Genomic DNA, 18,891 nt, shown 5'->3' with positions numbered 1-18,891 from the left:
CCCCTTGACCTCGGCCGGATCGGCTGCAACAGTACATCGCGTACTAGATCTACTACCTAGATTTAGTCACTGAAGCAACTTATCCGCAACCCGGGAGACGACGACGTGCCCCTCACCACCACCGCCCTCAGCCGGCGCACCCTGCTCACCGCGGCGGGTGCCGGCGCCGCCGCGCTCGGCCTCGCCGCCTGCGCCTCCCCCTCCGGTTCGGGCGGGGTCACCGAGATCACCTTCTTCCAGTCCAAGCCCGAGGTGATCGGCTACTTCGACGAGGTCATCGACCGCTTCCACGCCGCGCAGTCGCGGGTGCGGGTCGTGCACGACTTCTCCTCCAACCTCTCGGCCGGCTTCGTCCGCACCAACCCGCCGGACCTCGGCTGCCTGAACTACAACTTCGAGGTCGCGCGGTTCGTCGAGCGGGGCGCCCTGAGCGACCTGTCCGACATGGCCGAGGCGAAGCGGATCAACCCCGACCTGCAGCCGCTGATCGAGCAGACCGCGTCCTACCCGGGCCGCACCAGCGTGCTGCCCTACTCGCTGATGATGTCGGCGGTGCTCTACAACCGCGAGATCTTCGCCGCGCAGAACCTCGAGGTGCCGACCACCTGGACCGAGTTCCTCGCGGTCTGCGACGCGCTGACGGCCGCGGGCATCACTCCGATCTACGGCACCTACAAGGACCCGTGGACCGTCGCGCAGGGGCTGTTCGATTACTCCGTCGGCGGCACCGTCGACCTCGAGTCCTTCTTCTCGCAGCTGAAGGAGCAGGGCGCCGACGTCGGCCCCTCCTCGCCGGTCTCGTTCGAGAAGGACTTCGCCGCTCCCGTCGAGCAGATGGTGCAGCTCGCCGGCTACGCGCAGCCGAACGCCGCCAGCCGCGCCTACGGCGACGGCAACCTCGCCTTCTCGAACGGCGAGGCGGCGATGTACTTCCAGGGCCCGTGGGCGCTGAGCGAGATCGCGAAGACCGCCCCGGACCTCTCGATCGGCGCCTTCCCGCTGCCGATGACGGACGATCCGGACGAGCGCCGCGTGCGAGTGAACGTCGACCTCGCGCTTTGGATCCCGGAGGCCTCGACCAAGAAGGCGGCGGCGCGCGAGTTCCTCTCCTTCCTGATGCAGCCGGAGATCATCGACGCCTACAACGCCGACAACAACGCCTTCGGCGTCACCACCGACGCCCCCGCCGTCACCCAGCCCACCCTCGTCGAGCTCCAGGAGTTCTACGACCGGGCGGCGTTCAGCCTCGGTGCCTCGCAGCTCGTGCCGCAGAACATCCCGCTGCAGAACTACGTCCAGGGCGTCGCCCTCGGCTCCGACCCCGCCGCGACGCTCCGCACGATCGACGCCGACTGGGCGCGCATCGCGTTCCGCTCCTAGACCTCCCCGACCACCTCTCAGAGACGAGACACCATGGCCCTCTCCGCCCCCGCCCGCCCGGAGGAGCGCAGCGTCGCGACTCCCCGCGCGGCCGTCGCCCCGCGCCGGAAGCCGCGCACCGACCGCACCTTCCTGCTCTACCTGCTCCCCGCGCTCGTGCTCTTCACGCTCGCGATCACCCTGCCCGCCCTGATGGGGATCTTCTTCAGCTTCACCGACTCGATCGGCTTCGGCGAGTGGAGCTTCATCGGACTGACGAACTACGTCGCGCTGTTCTCCGACCCGGCGATCCTCGCCTCCTACGGCTTCACCGTGGGGCTCGCGCTGGTGACCGTGCTCCTGGTCAACGTCGTCGCGTTCCTCCTGGCGATCGCGCTCACCTCGCAGATCCGCGGCAAGGTCGCGCTGCGGGCCGTGTTCGTGCTGCCGATGGTCGTCTCGGGCATCATCATCGCGTTCGTCTTCAACTTCCTCTTCTCCAACTCGCTGCCCGCCTTCGCGCAGTCGGTCGGAGCGACGCCGCTGGCGAGCAGCATCCTCGCGGATCCGAACCTCGCCTGGCTCGCGATCGTGATCGTGACCGCCTGGCAGGCCGTGCCCTCCGCGCTGCTGATCTACATCGCCGGCGTGCTCTCGATCCCCGGCGACGTCTACGAGGCCGCGTCGCTCGACGGCGCCTCCAGCTGGGGGCAGCTGCGCTCGATCACGCTGCCGCTCGTCGCGGGCTACGTCGTGATCAACCTCGTGATCGGCTTCAAGAACTTCCTGAACTCCTACGACATCATCGTCGGCCTGACCGACGGCGGCCCCGGAACCTCGACCCGCAGCGTCGCGATGACGATCTTCTCCGGCTTCACCAGCGGCGACTACGCCTACCAGATGGCCAACGCCACGATCTTCTTCCTCATCGCGCTCGTGATCGCGCTCGTACAGCTGCGCGTCTCGCGCGGAAAGGCGGCCTTCTGATGACCAGCCAGGTCCCCCTCGCCCCGTCCCTCCCCGGCACCCGCGCCGCCGTCGACGCCGACGCCCGTCGCGGGGGGAAGCGGCGGCGCTCGAGCCTCCTGCTCACCCTCGTCCTCGTGGTCTGCGCCCTCTCGGTGATCGGCCCGCTGTGGGTGACGCTGACGATGGCCTTCAAGACCGGCGCCCAGGCGGTGGACGGCAACGCCTTCTCGATCCCGCTGCCGTTCTCGGTCGACGGGTTCGTCCAGGCCTGGAACCTGACCGACTTCCCCCGCGGCTTCGCCGTCTCGGTGTTCGTCTCGGCGATCACGGTCGGCGGCACCATCGTCCTCTCGGCCCTCGCCGCGTTCGCGATCTCGCGGAACTGGAGCAAGCGCTTCTACCGCTGGTCGTTCTTCTACCTGCTCGCGGCGATGTTCCTGCCGTTCCCGGTGCTCGCGCTGTCGCAGGTCTCGCTCACCGGACTCGTCGGGCTCGACAACCCGCTCGGCGTCGCGATCCTGCACGTGATGTTCCAGCTGAGCTTCAGCGTGATGCTCTTCACCGCGTTCCTCCGCTCGCTGCCCGAGGAGCTCGAGGAGAGCGCCCGGCTCGACGGCGCGACCACCAATCAGGTCTTCTGGCGGCTCGTCTTCCCGCTGCTCGCCCCGATGAGCGCGACGGTCGGCATCTTCGCCTTCCTCGCCTCCTGGAACGACTTCATGATGCCGTCGCTGATCACCTCGGATCCGTCGCTGCAGACGCTCCCGGTGCTGCAGAAGATCTTCCAGACCCAGTTCAGCAACGACTACAACGTCGCCTTCGCCTCCTACCTGATGGCGATGGCCCCGGCGATCATCGTCTACCTGTTCACCCAGCGCTGGGTGATGTCCGGCGTGACTCAAGGCGCCATCAAGTAGGGCTCGCGGGCCTCGGGGCGGCCGTCTGCGTTGCAGGAGCCGCCGCCGGACATGCTGGTCGAGTAGCCCCGCAGGGGCGTATCGAGACCCACGTTCACCCAGAGGCAGGCCTGAGGGGTGGATCTCGATACGCCCGCTGCGCGGGCTACTCGATCAGCATGAACGCGGCGCCCGCCCCCCCCGCGAGAACCGGACCACACACCACGCACACGAAGAACGGAAGGACACCCGTGACGGACACGGTACTCAGCAGGAGCGGCACGACCGAGGACGCCCAGTGGTGGCGGCAGGCGGCCGTCTACCAGATCTACCCGCGGAGCTTCGCGGACGCGAACGGCGACGGGATCGGCGACCTCGCCGGCATCCTCGAGCGGATCCCGTACCTGCGGGAGCTGGGGATCGACGCGGTCTGGCTCAGCCCGTTCTACCCGTCGGCGCTGGCGGACGGCGGCTACGACGTGGCCGACTACCGCGACGTCGACCCGCGGATCGGCACCTTGGCCGAGTTCGACGAGATGACGGACCGGCTGCACGAGAGCGGCATCCGCGTGATCGTCGACATCGTGCCCAACCACTCCTCCGACCTGCACCCGTGGTTCCAGGAGGCGCTCGCCGCCCCGAAGGGCTCGCCCGCCCGGGAGCGCTACGTCTTCCGCGACGGCCGCGGCGAGGGCGGCGCCCTGCCGCCGAGTGACTGGGAGTCCGTCTTCGGCGGCCCCGCCTGGGAGCCGGTCGGCGACGGCCAGTGGTACCTGCACCTCTTCGCGAAGGAGCAGCCCGACTGGAACTGGGCCGACCGCGAGATCCGCGACGACTTCCTCGAGACCCTCCGCTTCTGGTCCGACCGCGGCGTCGACGGCTTCCGGATCGACGTGGCGCACTCGCTGGTCAAGGACCTCACCGAGCCGCTCCCCGCCGCGGCGGAGATCGACGGCCAGCGGATCGACGGCAGCCACCCGTACTGGGACCGCGACGAGGTGCACGAGGTCTACGCCGAGTGGCGCGCCCTCTTCGACTCCTACGACCCGCCGCGCACCGCCGTCGCGGAGGCCTGGGTCGACGCCTCCCGCCGCGCCCGGTACGCCAGCCCGGAAGGGCTCGGCCAGGCCTTCAACTTCGACCTGCTCGAGGCCGACCTCGACGCGGAGGAGTTCCGCCGGCTGATCACCTTCAACCTCGAGCTGGCCGCCGAGTCTGGCTCCTCGACGACGTGGGTGCTGTCCAACCACGACGTCGTCCGGCACGCGACGCGCTACGGGCTCCCGCAGAAGGGCGGGGCCGAGACCGCGCCCGCGAAGCAGTGGCTGCTCAGCGGGGGAGCGGAGCCGGTGCTCGACCGCGCCCTGGGGCTCCGCCGCGCCCGCGCCGCGACCCTCCTGCTGCTGGCGCTGCCCGGCTCGGCGTACCTCTACCAGGGCGAGGAGCTCGGCCTGCACGAGGTCGCCGGGATCCCGGACGCCGACCGCCAGGACCCGACGTTCTTCCGCAGCGGCGGCACCGACGTCGGCCGCGACGGGTGTCGCGTCCCGCTGCCCTGGGAGTCGACCGGCGACTCCTTCGGGTTCGGACCCGGCGGTGCGCACCTGCCCCAGCCCGTCTGGTTCGCCGACTCCTCCGTCGAGGCGGAGGAGCTCGCCGAGGACTCGACGCTCGCGCTCTACCGCCGAGCCCTCGCGCTCCGGCACCAGCTGCAGACCGACGAGAGCCTGGAGTGGCGGGACGCGCAGCCCGGCGTGCTGCACTTCGCGCGCCCGAACGGCTGGCACTCGGTGACCAACCTCGGCGAGGAGCCGGTCGAGCTCCCCGAGGGCGAGGTGCTGCTCGCGAGCGCGCCGCTGGAGGGGCGCCTGCTGCCGCCGGCCACGACCGTCTGGCTGCGCTGACCCGGCGACCCGTCGCTCCGCACGACGAAGGCGCCCCCGCCCGCGGGATCCGAGGATCCGACGGGCGGGGGCGCCTTCTGCGTGTGCACCCGTGGGCGCGTCAGCGGGTCAGTGCGTGGACGGGTCCTGCTCGACCTCGGTGCGGTCGCCCGACCACAGCGTGTGGAAGGTGCCGTCCTTGTCGACGCGCTGGTAGGTGTGCGCGCCGAAGAAGTCGCGCTGGCCCTGCACGAGGGCGGCGGGCAGGCGCTCGGAGGCGAGCGAGTCGTAGTACGACAGCGCGGCGCCGAAGCCGGGGATCGGCACGCCCGAGAGTGCGGCGGTGGAGACGATGCGGCGCCAGGCGGCCTCGCCGTTGGCGACGGCCTCGGCGAAGTACGGGTCCTCGAGCAGCGTCGTGATCTCCGCGTTCTCGGCGTAGGCGTCGACGATGCGGTTGAGGAACTGGGCGCGGATGATGCAGCCCGCGCGCCAGAGCTTCGCGACGGCGCCCTTGTCGATCTCCCAGCCGTACTTCTCCGCGCCGGCGATGATCGCGTCGAAGCCCTGCGAGTAGGCGACGACCTTCGAGGCGTAGAGGGCGGCGCGGACGTCGTCCTCGAAGCCGTCGTAGAGGGCGACGGGCGTCGGGCGCGAGGTGACGCGCTTCTGCACGGCGGCGCGCTGCGCGGGCTTGGAGGAGACGGCGCGGGCGAAGACGGCCTCGGCGATGCCGCCGACGGGCACGCCCAGATCGAGCGCGTTCTGCACGGTCCAGACGCCGGTGCCCTTGGAGCCGGCCTGGTCGAGCACGATGTCGAGGAACGGCTTGCCGGTGTCGGCGTCGACCTGGCGGAGCACCTCGGCGGTGATCTCGATGAGGTACGACTCGAGGTCGCCCTTGTTCCAGGCGTCGAAGACGTCGGCGATGGCGGCGGGCTCGTGGCCGCCGACGATGCGGAGCAGGTCGTACGCCTCGGCGATGAGCTGCATGTCGGCGTACTCGATGCCGTTGTGGATCATCTTCACGAAGTGGCCGGCGCCGTCGGTGCCGATGTGGGTGACGCAGGGCTCGCCCTCGGCGACCGCGGCGATCGAGGCGAGGATCGGGCCGAGCGTCTTGTACGACTCGACCGAGCCGCCGGGCATGATCGACGGGCCCTTGAGCGCGCCCTCCTCGCCGCCGGAGATGCCGGTGCCGACGAAGTGGATGCCGGTCTCGCGGACGGCCTTCTCGCGACGGATGGTGTCGGTGAACAGTGCGTTGCCGCCGTCGACGATGATGTCGCCGGGCTCGAACGCGGCGGTCAGCTGCTCGATCACGGCGTCGGTGCCGCGGCCGGCCTGGACCATGATGATCGCGGTGCGCGGGGTCTTCAGCGAGGCGGCGAAGGCCTCGATGGTCTCCGAGGCGACGAAGCCGGCCTCGGGGTGCTCGGTGATCAGCGTCTCGGTGCGCCCGTACGAGCGGTTGTAGACGGCGACGGTGTTGCCCTCGCGGCTGGCGAGGTTGCGGGCCAGGTTCGAGCCCATCACCGCCAGACCGACGACTCCGATGTTGGCTGTGGCGGTGGGCTGGTCAGACACGGTTCTCCTCGACGTACACGTTCAGGGTTGACGGCTTCAAGGCTAGCGCCGGGCCCCTGCGCGGAGCCCGGCCCGGCGTGCACGGAGGTCGAACCTCCGGAGCACGGCCGTTCACCGGTTCAGGCGCCGTGGCCCTCGGGGACGACCTCGCCGGGGATGGGCGGGCCGGGCGGGGTGCCGTCGCCGAACGGGCGGCCGCCGAGCTCCTCGCGGTGCGAGGGGACGAGCCAGCCGGAGAGGTCCGGGCCCTTCGGCACGACGCCGGTCGGGTTGATGTCGCGCTGCACCTCGTAGTAGTGCGACTTGATGTGCTGGAAGTCGATCGTGTCGCCGAAGCCCGGAGTCGCGAACAGGTCGCGGGCGTAGCCCCAGAGGGCGGGCATCGCCGAGAGCAGGTTCCGGTTGGCCTTGAAGTGGCTGTAGTAGACGGCGTCGAAGCGGGCGAGCGTCGTGAAGAGGCGGACATCGGCCTCGGTGATCGTGTCGCCGACGAGGTAGCGCTGGGTGCTCAGGCGCTCCTCCAGCCAGTCGAGGCGGGCCCAGAGCGCGTCGTACGCCCGCTCGTACGACTTCTGCGAGCCCGCGAAGCCGCACTTGTAGACGCCGTTGTTGACGTCCTGGAAGACCAGCTCCGCGACCTCGTCGATCTCGTCGCGGTGCTTCTCCGGGTACAGGTCCGGGGCCCCGTCGCGGTGGAACTCCGTCCACTCCCGCGAGAAGTCCAGCGTCATCACCGGGTAGTCGTTGGTGACGACCTGACCGGTGGGGATGTCGACGATCGCCGGCACCGTGATGCCGCGCGGGTAGTCGGGGAAGCGGGCGAGGAACGCGTCCTGCAGGCGCGGGATGCCGAGCACCGGGTCGACGCCGCCCGGGTCGAGATCGAAGGTCCAGCTGCGCTTGTCGTGCGTCGGTCCGCAGATCCCCATCGACAGCGCGTCCTCGAGGCCGAGCAGGCGGCGGACGATCACGGCGCGGTTCGCCCACGGGCAGGCGCGCGAGACGACCAGCCGGTAGCGGCCCGCCTCCACCGGGTAGCCGTCGCGGCCGTCCGCGGTGATGCGAGTCGGGATGTAGTTGGTGTCCCGGTGGAAGCCGTTCTTCTCGACGTAGGAGCCGAAGTCGTCAGAAGTCATGCCCGCACGCTAGCCAGCCCGGCTGGGGGCGCGGTAGGGGCGCCCGCGGGTGGCGGCTCGGCCGCGCGGCCGGTAGGGTGGGCAGCTGAACTTCGGCGAGGGATGCCCCGTGCATCCGTGATCGACGCGGTGGAACCAGGTGGAGCTCCGGAAGGAGCGCCGCGGACCTTTCCTCACGCAGACACGCGTTCGAGTCGAAACCCCGTCCGCGGCCCCAGGCCGGGACCCGAGCAGGCGGCGCACGGCGCCGTCCAGGAGAACACCATGGCAGAACTCACCAACAAGGTCGTCGCCGAGGTCCGTACCTCGTTCGGCAAGGGAGCGGCCCGCAAGATCCGCGCCCAGAACAAGATCCCCGCGGTCCTCTACGGCCACGGCACCGACCCGGTGCACGTCACGCTCCCCGGTCACCAGATCCTCCTGCTGACCCGCAAGGCGAACGCGATCCTCGAGCTCGACATCGAGGGCGTCGCCCAGACGTCGCTGGTCAAGGACATCCAGCGCGACCCGGTCCGCCAGATCATCGAGCACATCGACCTCGCGGTCATCCGTCTCGGCGAGAAGGTCTCGGTCGACATCCCCGTGCACGTCGAGGGCGAGGCCGCTCCCGGCACGCTCGTCTCCACCGAGGCGAACACGCTCTCGCTCGAGGTCGACGCCACGAAGATCCCGCAGAACGTCGTCGTCTCGGTCGAGGGCCTCGAGGCCGGCACGCAGATCACCGCTGCCGACGTCACCCTCCCCGAGGGCGCGACGCTGCTCACCGACCCCGAGGCGCTCATCGTGAACGTCACCGAGGAGGTCGAGCAGGACCTGGGCGAGGAGGGCGAGCCCACCACGCCGGCCGAGCCCACCGAGGCCGCCGAGTAGTCGGAGCACCACCCGCACGGACGGGCCCGCCGCGATCGCGAGCGGGCCCGTTCCGCGTCCGGGGGGCTGCGCCCCGCGGAAGACGTCGCTGCTGAGCGCATCGAGAAGAGGGAACGAGATGGGCGAGACCTGGCTGGTCGTCGGACTGGGCAACCCGGGCGCGCAGTACGCGCGCAACCGGCACAACGTGGGGCAGATGGTGCTCGACGAACTCGCGACCCGGATCGGCGGCTCCTTCCGCCGGCACAACCGAGCGAACGCCGTGGTCGCCGAGGGCTTCCTCCGCCCCGGCGGGCCGAAGCTGATCCTCGGCAAGCCGAACAGCTTCATGAACCTCTCGGGCGGCCCGACCGCGCAGCTGCTCGACTTCTACTCCCTCGCCCCCGAGCGCCTGATCGTCGTGCACGACGAGCTCGACATCCCCTTCGACACCCTGCGCCTGAAGAACGGCGGCGGCCACGGCGGCCACAACGGCATCCGCGACATCCTCGCCGCGACCGACGGCGCCGACTTCCTCCGCGTGCGCGTCGGCATCGGCCGCCCGCCCGGCCGCCAGCCCGCCGCCGACTTCGTCCTCAAGGACTTCGCCGGCCCCGAGCGCGAGAACCTGCCGATCCTGATCGCCGACGCCGCCGACGCCGTCGAGCTGATCGCCGACGCCGGCCTCCAGGCCGCCCAGCTGAAGGTCCACACGACCTCGTAGCGCGCCCTGCGCGGATCCCGATACGGGGCGCTGCGCGGCTCATGCCGGTCGAATAGCCCCGGAGGGGCGTATCGAGACCCGCCGTCCTCAGCACCGCGGATCTCGATACGGCCGCTGCGCGCCCTACTCGATCAGCATGCAGTGGGCGCCCGGCAGACGGCGATGTCCCCCCCCCATGCTGGTCGAGTAGCCCCGAAGGGGCGCATCGAGACCCACCACCACCAGCAGGTCGGGTCTGCAGACTCGCGTTCTGACGGTGGTGGATCTCGATACGCCCGCTCCGCGGGCTACTCGATCAGCATGCAGTGGGCGCCCGGCGGCCGGCGATGTCCCCCGTCCACCATGCTGGTCGAGTAGCCCCGCAGGGGCGTATCGAGACCTGCCGTCCGCAGCGCGGCGGCCGCACCCGCGCTACCGTGGGCCGACCGACGCGAAGGAGCAGCCGTGAGCGAGTCGTTCTTCCGCGAGGTCGAGCCGCGCGCCTACGACGAGGACGACCTCCTCCCGCCGTTCGAGCTGCCCGCCTGGACCGGCCCGCCCTGGCACCGCATCCCGGGGACGGTGCTCCTGGAGCACGAGCTCGGCCGCTCCGCCACGACCGTCGTCTCGCTCGATCTCGCCCGCTGCTACGACGAGGGCGTCCTGCTGCGCTTGAGCGTCCGGATCGCCGACCCCGGCCGCCGCGCCCGCCGGCGCGTCTTCGAGTACCTCGAGCGCGCGCACGGCCGCGGGCAGCTTGACGAGCGCTTCGCCCCCGACGGTCTGCGCTGGGGCGTCTCCTTCGCCGACGGCCGCACCGTCACCACCCAGGACGAGTCCCCGTGGGCCTCGACAGCCGACGTGTTCGAGGCGCACGTCGACGGCCCCGTCCTCGAGGGCGACGGCCGCCCCGACGTGAACCGCGACACCTGGTCCCGCGACTTCTGGCTCTGGCCCCTCCCGCCCCTCCCCACCCTCCGCGTCGCCGTCGAGTGGCCCGCCCGCGCCGTCCCCGAGACAGTCACCACCCTCCCCGCGTCCCCCTTCCACACCGCCGCCCACCGCACCCGCCCCCTCTTCCCCTCCACCTGACCGCCCCGCCGACCCGTCACACCCGGTTGTCCCAACTCCTCCCCAGCGACCATCCCCGACGAATCAACGGGGCCTCTCTCACGAACGCCGGATCGATCCGTCAGAAACGGTCCCCTCAACCGCTCCCGGACAACCACCCCTGACGGATCGAGCACCACCACCCGGCAGACCAGCCGACCACTCTCGAGGCGCTCTCGAAATCGCGTGCCAAGCGATTTCGAGCAGCCGAACGTAGGACGCGCTGCGGTACGCACCCCATCGCGAAGCCGACCGCGCCGCGCCGGGCAGGGACCGGCGCGGACCGACGTCCGACACCGCACGGTGTCGGACGTCGGCAGTAAACTCGGTCGGTGCCTCTCAACCGGATCATCTCGGCGCTCTCGCGCGCCTCCACGTTCGACGACGCTCTCGCGTTCGCGATCCGCGACGCCGATTTCTCCGTGGCCGACGGCCTCCGCGTCCCCCTGCTGGCGGGCCTCCTGGAGCGCCGCGCCGAGGCCGACCGTGCGCAGGCCGCGCTCGTCGTCACCGCGACCGGCCGCGACTCCGAGAACATCCGCGCGTCGCTCAGCTGCGTGCTGCCGGACGCCGAGGTCGTCGAGTTCCCGGCCTGGGAGACGCTGCCGCACGAGCGCCTCAGCCCGAGCGCCGAGATCGTGGGCCGCCGCCTCGACGCTCTGCGCCGGATGAAGACCTGGACCGGCGAGAAGCCGCTCGTCGTCGTCGCCTCGGTGCGCGCCGCGCTGCAGCCGGTCGCCGACAACCTCGCCGACATCGCGCCGATCCGCCTGGTCAAGGGCGGCCGCGGCTACGACCTCGGCCGGATCTCGTCCGAGCTGGTCGACCTCGCCTACTCGCGCGTCGACATGGTCACCCGGCGCGGCGAGTTCGCGGTCCGCGGCGGCATCCTCGACGTGTTCCCCGCCGTGGCCGAGCACCCCAGCCGCATCGACTTCTTCGGCGACGAGGTCGACTCCATCCGCGGCTTCTCCGTCGCCGACCAGCGCTCGCTGCCGGGGGAGGCCGACTCCGTCGTGCTGCCGCCGAGCCGCGAGCTGCTGCTCGTGCCGGCCGTCCGCCAGCGCGCGCGCGAGATGCTGCACGAGTTCCCGAGCCTCTCCGCGATGCTCGCGAAGATCGCCGAGGGTATCCCGGTCGAGGGGATGGAGTCGCTCGCCCCCGCGCTGCTGGAGCGCCTCGTCCCGATCTCGCACTACCTCCCGGCCGGCGCCGCGGTGGCCGTGCTCGCTCCGGAGCGGGTCGCCACGCGCGCGATCAGCCTCGCGGAGACGAACCGCGAGTTCCTCCAGGCCGCGTGGAGCGCCGCGACCGCCGGCGCCGAGGCCCCGATCGACCTCGCGTCCGGCGAGTTCATCTCGCTCGGCGCCCTCCGCGACGCCGTGAAGTTCAGCGCCCCCGGCGCCGAGACCGCCGACCACCCGTGGTGGACGATGAGCACCTTCCGCCAGGGTCCCGCCGCCGGCGAGGCCGAGGTGCTGCCGGAGGACCTCGGGATCGACGAGATCCTCGCCGTCCGTGTCGACGGCGAGCCCGTGCCCGGCTTCGGCGGCGCGGTCGAGGGCGCGCTCGCGCACGTGCGCGCCCGCCTTGCGGACGGCTGGAGCGTGGTGCTGACCGCCCCCGGCACCGGCACGGTCGAGCGCACCGACCAGGTGCTCGCCGAGCACGAGGTCGCCGCGCGCATCGTCCCCGACCTGCCGGCCGAGCTCGAGCCCGGTCTCGCCTACGTGCTCCAGGCCAACGTCGACCACGGCTTCGAGGTCGACGGCGCGAAGGTCGCCCTGCTCACCGACACCGAGTTCTACGGCCGCACCGTCGGCTACGACTCGCGCGCCGTGAAGAAGCTCGCCTCGCGCCGCAAGAACGTCGTCGACCCGCTGCAGCTCAGCCCCGGCGACTTCGTCGTGCACGCCACCCACGGCATCGGCCGCTTCGTCGAGCTCTCGCAGCGCGAGGTCTCCAGCGGCGGGCGCAACGCCGTGAAGACCCGGCGCGAGTACCTCGTCCTCGAGTACGCGCCCAGCAAGCGCGGCTTCCCGGGCGACAAGCTGCTGGTCCCGACCGACCAGCTCGACCTCCTCTCCCGCTACGTCGGCGGCGAGGCGCCCGCGCTGAGCAAGATGGGCGGCAGCGACTGGGCGCAGGCCAAGAGCAAGGCGCGCCGCGCGGTCCGCGACATCGCGGTCGAGCTGGTCAAGCTGTACTCCGCCCGGATGGCCTCGCGCGGGCACTCGTTCCCGCCGGACACCCCGTGGCAGCGCGAGCTGGAGGAGGCGTTCCCGTTCGCGGAGACGCCCGACCAGCTGACCGTCATCGACGAGGTCAAGGCCGACATGGAGCGGCCGATCCCGATGGACCGCCTGCTCTCCGGCGACGTCGGCTTCGGCAAGACCGAGGTCGCCGTGCGCGCCGCGTTCAAGGCGATCCAGGACGGCAAGCAGGTCGCGATGCTCGTCCCGACGACGCTGCTCGTGCGCCAGCACCTCGAGACGTTCCAGGAGCGCTTCGCCGGCTTCCCGGTGCACCTGCGCGCGCTCAGCCGCTTCCAGAGCGCCAAGGAGTCGAAGGAGACGATCGAGGGCCTCGCCGACGGCACCGTCGACATGGTCATCGCGACCCACCGCCTCCTCAGCGACAACATCGTCTTCAAGGACCTCGGCCTCCTCGTGATCGACGAGGAGCAGCGCTTCGGCGTCGAGCACAAGGAGAAGCTGAAGGCGCTGAAGAAGAACGTCGACATCCTCTCGATGAGCGCGACGCCCATCCCGCGCACGCTCGAGATGGCGGTCACCGGCATCCGCGAGATGTCCACGCTCGCGACGCCGCCGGAGGAACGCCACCCGATCCTCACCTTCGTCGGCCCGTATTCCGAGAAGCAGGTGTCGGCCGCGATCCGGCGCGAGCTGCTGCGCGAGGGCCAGGTGTTCTTCGTGCACAACCGCGTCTCAACGATCAACCGGGTCGCCGCGCAGCTCGCCGAGCTGGTGCCGGAGGCGCGCATCGCCGTCGCGCACGGCAAGCTCAGCGAGTCGCAGCTCGAGCGGATCATCGTCGACTTCTGGGAGCGCAAGTTCGACGTGCTCGTCTCGACGACCATCGTCGAGACCGGCCTGGACATCCCGAACGCGAATACGCTGATCGTGGACCGCGCCGACAAGTACGGCCTCTCGCAGCTGCACCAGCTGCGCGGTCGCGTCGGCCGTGGCCGCGAGCGCGCCTACGCCTACCTCCTCTACGACGAGATGAAGCCGCTGTCGGAGACCGCGCACGACCGCCTGCAGACCCTCGCCGCGAACTCCGACCTCGGCGGCGGCATGCAGATCGCGCTGAAGGACCTCGAGATCCGCGGCGCGGGCAACCTGCTCGGCGGCGAGCAGTCCGGCCACATCCAGGGCGTCGGCTTCGATCTGTACCTGCGGATGATCGGCGAGGCCGTCGACGGCTTCCGCGGCGAGGTCGCGGAGGGCCAGACCGAGCTGCGACTCGAGCTGCCGGTCGACGCGCGGATCCCGGAGGAGTACGTCGACAGCGAGCGTCTGCGCCTGGAGGCGTACCAGAAGCTGTCCGCGGCGACCTCGCCGACCGCGAAGGAGGGCAGCGTCGACCTCGTCGTCGAGGAGCTGACCGACCGCTACGGCGAGCTGCCCGAGGCGGTGGAGAACCTCGTCCTGGTCTCGCGGCTGCGGATGCGCGCCCAGCGCGCCGGCCTCAGCGACGTGGTCGCGATGGGCTCGAACGTCCGCGTCGCGCCGGCGCATCTCGCCGACTCGATCCAGGTGCGCCTGCGCCGGATGTACCCGACCGCGAAGTACCTGCAGCAGGCGAACGCCGTGGTCGTGCCGATGCCGGTGCTCGACGGCGTCCCGCTCGGCGACCGCGCGCTGATCGACTGGGTCGCGAACCTGCTCGACGCGCTCTTCCCCGAGCCCGCCGCCGTCGCGAGCTGACCCTCCGGCGCCCTCTGAATCGGCGGCGCCACTGTTCCGGTCGCCGCCCGACGACACCGACACCGACGACATCGACCCCCGAACGAAGGATGATCATGACCGCCTCCGACGAGCACTCCGCCCCGCCGCGCATCCCCGGCCCCGACGAGCCGAGCATCCCCGAGCTCGAGGAGGACGAGACGATCGCCCCCCGCCCCGAGGAGGAGGCCGCCGACCTCGATCGCGCGACCCCCGACCTCGCCCCGCACCCCGAGGGCTAGCCCTCCCCGCGAGATGCCACTTGTGCACGCGACACGCCGTGAAAGGCGTGCACAAGTGGCATCTCGCGGCGGGGATCAGGACGCGAAGTGGGCGCGGACCTCGGCCTGCCAGCGGGTGCGGTCCTCGGCGGAGATGAAGGCGGCGTCGAAGGAGTTGAGCGCGAGGCGCTCCAGCTGGGCGTCGTCCATCCCGAGCTCCTCGACCAGCGCGCGGTAGTTCGCATCGACGTAGCCGCCGAAGTACGGCGGGTCGTCGCTGGAGACCGTGACGATCAGCCCGGCGTGAAGCATCGCCGGCAGCGGGTGGTCCTTCATCGTGTCGACGGCGCGCAGTGCCACGTTCGACAGCGGGCAGACAGTGATCGGCACGCCCTGCACGCGGAGCATCGCCACGACGGCCGGATCCTCCATCGCGCGGATGCCGTGGTCGATCCGCTCCACCTTCAGCAGCTCGAGCGTCTCGGCGACCGTCTCCGGGCCGCCCTCCTCGCCCGCGTGCGCGACCAGGTGCAGGCCCTCCGCCGCAGCCCGCGCGTAGACGTCGATGAAGAGCTCCGGCCCGAAGCCGACCTCGTTCGAGTCGAGGCCGACCCCGATGATGTGGTCGCGGTAGGGGAGGATCGCGGTCAGCATCTCGTCCGCCGCGTCGGCGCCGAGGTCGCGCAGGAAGCACATGATCAGGTCGGTCGAGATGCCGTGCGTCTCCTCGCTCCGCCCGAGCGCACGGGTGAGCCCGGCCATCACGACGTCGAGCGGCACGCCGTTGCCGAGGTGCGTCTGCGGATCGAAGAAGATCTCCGCGCGGCGGACGTTGGCGAGCTTCGCGCGGTCGAGGTACCCGGTGGCCAGCTCGAAGAAGTCGCGCTCCGTCTTCAGGACCGTGAGGTTCGAGTAGTGCAGCTCCAGGAAGGACGCGAGGTCCTCGAAGGCGTAGCGCGCGCGCAGGGCGTCGAGATCCTCGGTCGGCAGCGCGATGCCGTTGCGGCGCGCCATCTCGACGATGTGCTCGGGCTCGATCGTGCCCTCGATGTGGATGTGCAGCTCGGCGCTCGGCGGCGCTCCGCGATCGAGGGCGGTGCCGGTGGCGGGAGGAGTGAGGGTCACGGTGGCGTTCCTGTTCCGGGCCGCGGTCGCGCCCCGCGGTCACCGTAGTCGGCGCGTGTTACGCGCCGATGACCGGCGGATGTGCGGCCCGCGACGACGCCCGCCCGACCGGCCGAGACCGCGCACCACCGCCGTAGCTCGCGCACCCGCTGAGAGGATGAGGTCATGCCGTTGCTCGCTCCCCGCCGCCGTTCCGCGTCCGAGCCGGGCCCCGCGCCGATGGTCCGCCTGCGCGACGCGGCCGTCGGCGCGGGGGAGACGGAGCTGCTCGCGCCGCTCTCGCTCGAGGTCGAGCCCGGGGAGATCGTGGCGGTCACCGGTCCGAACGGCAGCGGCAAGACGACACTGCTGCGCCTGATCGCCGGCCTCACTCCGCCGACCGCCGGCACCGTCGAGGTCGCCGGGCGCGCCGTGGCGGAGCGCGACCGCGAGCACCGCCGCCGCGTGGCCGCCCTCGTCGGCACGCCGCCCTTCGAGCGCGACCTCACCCTCGAGGAGCATCTCGCGATGGTCGCCCTCTCCTGGGGAGCGACGCTCGCCGACTCTCGCAGGACCGCCCTCGCCGGTCTGCACGACCTCGGACTCGGCGCCCTCGCGCGCCGCTTCCCGCACGAGCTCTCCTCCGGGCAGACCCAGCTCCTCTCCCTGGCGCTCGTCCTCGCGCGGCCCGGCGAGGTGCTGCTGCTGGACGAGCCGGAGCAGCGCCTCGACGTCGACCGCGTGCCCCTCGTGATCGAGGTCCTCCGCGAGGCCGCTCGCGGTCGCGCGGTGCTGATCGCGACGCACAGCCCGGTGCTGACGGCCGCGCTGGCCACCCGCGTCGTCGAGCTGGGCGGCCGATGACGGCCGGGCGCGCCGGGTTCGACCGCCGCGACGTCGACCGACTCCGTGCCGTCCACGCCCTGCACCGCGACCGCGCGGCAGCCGAGCACCGCGGCGGCGCCTACACCGGCTACCTCGCGACGATGATCCTGCTCGTCGTCGTTCTGCCCGTGCTCCGCGCCGCGGTCCTCCTCGCCGCGGAGCCCGATCCCGCCCTCGCGACCCTCGATCCGGCGTCCGTCGTCGGGATCGCCGCCGCGCTGCTCCTGCCCGCGGCCGTGCTGCTCGGCCGGGTCCGCGGTCCCGCTGTCGGCGAGCCGCACACCTCCGCCGTGCTGCTCGCCACCGATCTGCCGCGCCGCCTCGTGCTGCGCCGGCCCGTTCTGATCGCGGGAGCGGCCACGGTGCTCGCGAGCGCCGTGACCGCACTGCTCGTCGCGCTCGCGGCGGGAGGGGCGCCGCTCGTCGCCGTCTCCGCCGGAGCGTCGTTCGGGGTGTTCCTCGCCGTCGCCTGGCTCGCCGGCCAATGCCTCCCGGGGCGGGGAGCGGCGCTGCTCACCGGGGCGCTGCTCGTCGTGGCGCTGCTTCCGGCCGGGCCCGGGGCGCTCCTCGCCGACCCGCTGACGACCTCCGCCTCGCTGCCGACCGCCGCCGCGCTGCCGACCCTCGCCGTGCTGGCACTCGCGGCCGTCCCGCGCCTGCTCGATGCGGCCCGCGGCGCAGTCGTCGTGACCCAGTCGCGGCAGTGGCGCTCGGCCCGGAGCAGGGGAGCGATCGGCGAGGTCGCCGACGCGCTCGAGGGCTACCGCGCCCGGCCCGGCCGCTTCCGCCGCGTCGACGCCGTCCGCGTCGCCCCGTTCGCCCTCGCCGTGCCGCTCCGCGACGCGATCGGCGCGCTGCGCACACCCGGCCGCTCCGTCGCCGGAGTCGCCGCGCTGGCCGCCGCGGGGCTGGCCCTCGCCGTCGCGGTCGTCGCGCCGCCCTCGCTCCTCGCTCTCCCCGCCGCGCTGGCCGGCGTCCTCGCCTACTGCGGCGCCGGGGTCTGGAGCGACGGCCTGCGCCACGCCGCAGTGACCGCGGGCCAGCCGGCGCTGCTCGCGCCCGCGCCGTTCGAGCTGCTGCTGCTGCACGGGATCCTGCCGCTGCTGCTCGCCGTGGGGATCGTCGTCGCGGCCTGCGCTCTCGCCGCCGGGCCCGCATGGCCCGCCGTCGCCGTGGCGGTGGTCGCGGTGGCGGCCCGGGCGATGGACGCGGCCCGCGGCCCGCTCCCGCCCTCGCTGCTCGGGCCGATCCCGCTCCCGATCGGGGACGGGGCAGGCGCCGCGGTACTGCTGTGGAACCTCGCCGGCGTGCTGGTGACGGGCGTCGCTGCGGTGGGAGTCGCGTCGGCCCCGGGTCTGCTCGCGGCGGTCCCGGTCGTCGCGGCCGGCTGCCTCCTGATCGCCCGTCGGCGTCTCGCTCGCGCCTGAACCTTCCTGCCTCCGCCCGCGCACGCGGATGCGAGGATGGCCGGGTGACCGCGCATCCCCGGCTCGACGAGCTCATCCGCACCGTCCACGTCCTCCGCGCCCCGGGCGGCTGCCCGTGGGACGCCGAGCAGACCCACGAGTCGCTCGTGCGCTACCTGATCGAGGAGTCGCACGAGCTGGTCGACGCGATCGAGGCCGGCGACCGGGCCGACCTGATCGAGGAGCTCGGCGACGTGCTCTACCAGGTGCTGTTCCACTCCGACCTCGCCGCCGACGGACCGGAGCCGTTCACCATCGAGGACGTCGCGGCGCACATGAACGCCAAAATGATCGGCCGCCACCCGCACGTCTTCGGCGACGCGACCGCGGAGACCGCCGACGACGTCATCGCCGTCTGGGACGAGCTGAAGAAGACCGAGAAGCCGCACCGCACCAGCGTCCTCGACGGGATCCCGCAGGGCATGCCCGCGCTGGCGCTGGCGGACAAGGTGATCGGCAAGGCGACGACGCTCGGCATCGTCGACGCGGGGGAGGGGCCGCTGCCGATCGAGTCGGAGGAGGACCTCGGCCCGCTGCTGCTCGCGATCGTCGCCTTGGCGCGGGCGCAGGGGCTCGACGCGGAGCGGGCGCTGCGCACGGCGACCCGCGACCTGCAGGACGAGATCCGCGCGGTGGAGCAGGAGCGCCGCGAGGGGTAGCTGTCGCCTCGAGTGCTGATCACGGGGATCTCGATACGCCCGCTCCGCGGGCTACTCGATCAGCAGAGGTGGCGGGCTCTGCGCAGTGCGGCGAGA

Annotated in this window: 15 protein-coding genes; 12 read left to right on the top strand and 3 right to left on the bottom strand. The window is 72.0% G+C overall.

Features of this window, described 5'->3' with window-relative positions; all coding sequences use genetic code 11:
- Window positions 1-105 precede the first annotated feature (105 nt).
- The 4 genes from EDF22_RS11905 to EDF22_RS11890 all read left to right on the top strand — a co-directional run bounded on the left by EDF22_RS11905 (window position 106) and on the right by EDF22_RS11890 (window position 5,128).
- Window positions 106-1,380, top strand: a complete 1,275-nt coding sequence (locus tag EDF22_RS11905) for an ABC transporter substrate-binding protein (RefSeq protein ID WP_123705143.1) — start codon at window positions 106-108, stop codon at window positions 1,378-1,380.
- A 33-nt stretch (window positions 1,381-1,413) separates the two neighbouring features.
- On the top strand, window positions 1,414-2,346 hold the full coding sequence (locus EDF22_RS11900; RefSeq protein ID WP_123705142.1) for a carbohydrate ABC transporter permease: 933 nt from the start codon (window positions 1,414-1,416) through the stop codon (window positions 2,344-2,346).
- Window positions 2,346-3,245, top strand: a complete 900-nt coding sequence (locus EDF22_RS11895; protein ID WP_123705141.1) for a carbohydrate ABC transporter permease — start codon at window positions 2,346-2,348, stop codon at window positions 3,243-3,245. The genes EDF22_RS11900 and EDF22_RS11895 overlap by 1 nt, the downstream gene beginning before the upstream one ends.
- Before the next feature lie 230 nt (window positions 3,246-3,475).
- Window positions 3,476-5,128 carry a glycoside hydrolase family 13 protein gene (locus tag EDF22_RS11890; protein WP_260303436.1) on the top strand — a complete coding sequence of 551 codons (1,653 nt, stop codon included), beginning with the start codon at window positions 3,476-3,478 and terminating at the stop codon, window positions 5,126-5,128.
- Window positions 5,129-5,236: 108 nt separating this feature from the next.
- On the opposite strand, the gene gndA is transcribed toward EDF22_RS11890, so the two are convergent.
- Window positions 5,237-6,694 carry an NADP-dependent phosphogluconate dehydrogenase gene (gene gndA / locus EDF22_RS11885; RefSeq protein ID WP_123705139.1) on the bottom strand — a complete coding sequence of 486 codons (1,458 nt, stop codon included), beginning with the start codon at window positions 6,692-6,694 and terminating at the stop codon, window positions 5,237-5,239.
- A gap of 119 nt (window positions 6,695-6,813) precedes the next feature.
- Complete coding sequence (locus EDF22_RS11880) at window positions 6,814-7,830, bottom strand: glutathione S-transferase family protein (protein ID WP_123705138.1); 1,017 nt, start codon at window positions 7,828-7,830, stop codon at window positions 6,814-6,816.
- Window positions 7,831-8,094: 264 nt separating this feature from the next.
- Between EDF22_RS11880 and EDF22_RS11875 the strand changes: the two genes are divergently transcribed.
- The 5 genes from EDF22_RS11875 to EDF22_RS20830 all read left to right on the top strand — a co-directional run bounded on the left by EDF22_RS11875 (window position 8,095) and on the right by EDF22_RS20830 (window position 14,702).
- Window positions 8,095-8,700 carry a 50S ribosomal protein L25/general stress protein Ctc gene (locus EDF22_RS11875; protein ID WP_123705137.1) on the top strand — a complete coding sequence of 202 codons (606 nt, stop codon included), beginning with the start codon at window positions 8,095-8,097 and terminating at the stop codon, window positions 8,698-8,700.
- A 118-nt stretch (window positions 8,701-8,818) separates the two neighbouring features.
- Window positions 8,819-9,403, top strand: a complete 585-nt coding sequence (pth, locus tag EDF22_RS11870) for an aminoacyl-tRNA hydrolase (protein ID WP_123705136.1) — start codon at window positions 8,819-8,821, stop codon at window positions 9,401-9,403.
- 444 nt (window positions 9,404-9,847) lie between these two features.
- Entirely contained in the window at window positions 9,848-10,474 is a 627-nt protein-coding gene (locus tag EDF22_RS11865; protein ID WP_123705135.1) for a hypothetical protein, read from the top strand.
- A gap of 350 nt (window positions 10,475-10,824) precedes the next feature.
- The gene (gene mfd / locus EDF22_RS11860; protein ID WP_123705134.1) at window positions 10,825-14,442 is read left to right on the top strand and encodes a transcription-repair coupling factor; all 3,618 of its coding nucleotides are present in this window, start codon (window positions 10,825-10,827) and stop codon (window positions 14,440-14,442) included.
- A gap of 95 nt (window positions 14,443-14,537) precedes the next feature.
- Window positions 14,538-14,702 (top strand): hypothetical protein, encoded by a 165-nt coding sequence (locus EDF22_RS20830; protein ID WP_185038878.1) that lies wholly within the window; start codon window positions 14,538-14,540, stop codon window positions 14,700-14,702.
- Between the two features lie 75 nt (window positions 14,703-14,777).
- On the opposite strand, the gene EDF22_RS11855 is transcribed toward EDF22_RS20830, so the two are convergent.
- Window positions 14,778-15,806: an adenosine deaminase gene (locus EDF22_RS11855; RefSeq protein ID WP_123705133.1), complete on the bottom strand. Its 1,029-nt coding sequence runs from the start codon at window positions 15,804-15,806 to the stop codon at window positions 14,778-14,780.
- A gap of 165 nt (window positions 15,807-15,971) precedes the next feature.
- Between EDF22_RS11855 and EDF22_RS11850 the strand changes: the two genes are divergently transcribed.
- From EDF22_RS11850 to EDF22_RS11845, 3 genes are read left to right on the top strand one after another with little or no spacing between them, the layout of a single operon-like run.
- Window positions 15,972-16,649 (top strand): ABC transporter ATP-binding protein, encoded by a 678-nt coding sequence (locus EDF22_RS11850; protein ID WP_260303435.1) that lies wholly within the window; start codon window positions 15,972-15,974, stop codon window positions 16,647-16,649.
- The gene (locus EDF22_RS21300; RefSeq protein WP_260303434.1) at window positions 16,646-18,097 is read left to right on the top strand and encodes a hypothetical protein; all 1,452 of its coding nucleotides are present in this window, start codon (window positions 16,646-16,648) and stop codon (window positions 18,095-18,097) included. Before EDF22_RS11850 ends, EDF22_RS21300 begins: the two co-directional genes overlap by 4 nt.
- Before the next feature lie 44 nt (window positions 18,098-18,141).
- Window positions 18,142-18,795, top strand: a complete 654-nt coding sequence (locus tag EDF22_RS11845; RefSeq protein ID WP_260303433.1) for a MazG family protein — start codon at window positions 18,142-18,144, stop codon at window positions 18,793-18,795.
- Window positions 18,796-18,891: the final 96 nt, after the last annotated feature.

Origin of the sequence: Rathayibacter sp. PhB127 (assembly GCF_003751665.1) — a bacterium.
Taxonomy (GTDB): domain Bacteria; phylum Actinomycetota; class Actinomycetes; order Actinomycetales; family Microbacteriaceae; genus Rathayibacter; species Rathayibacter festucae.
Note: the sequence above shows the minus strand (reverse complement) of the source record. Positions and strands in the feature narration are given on the sequence as shown.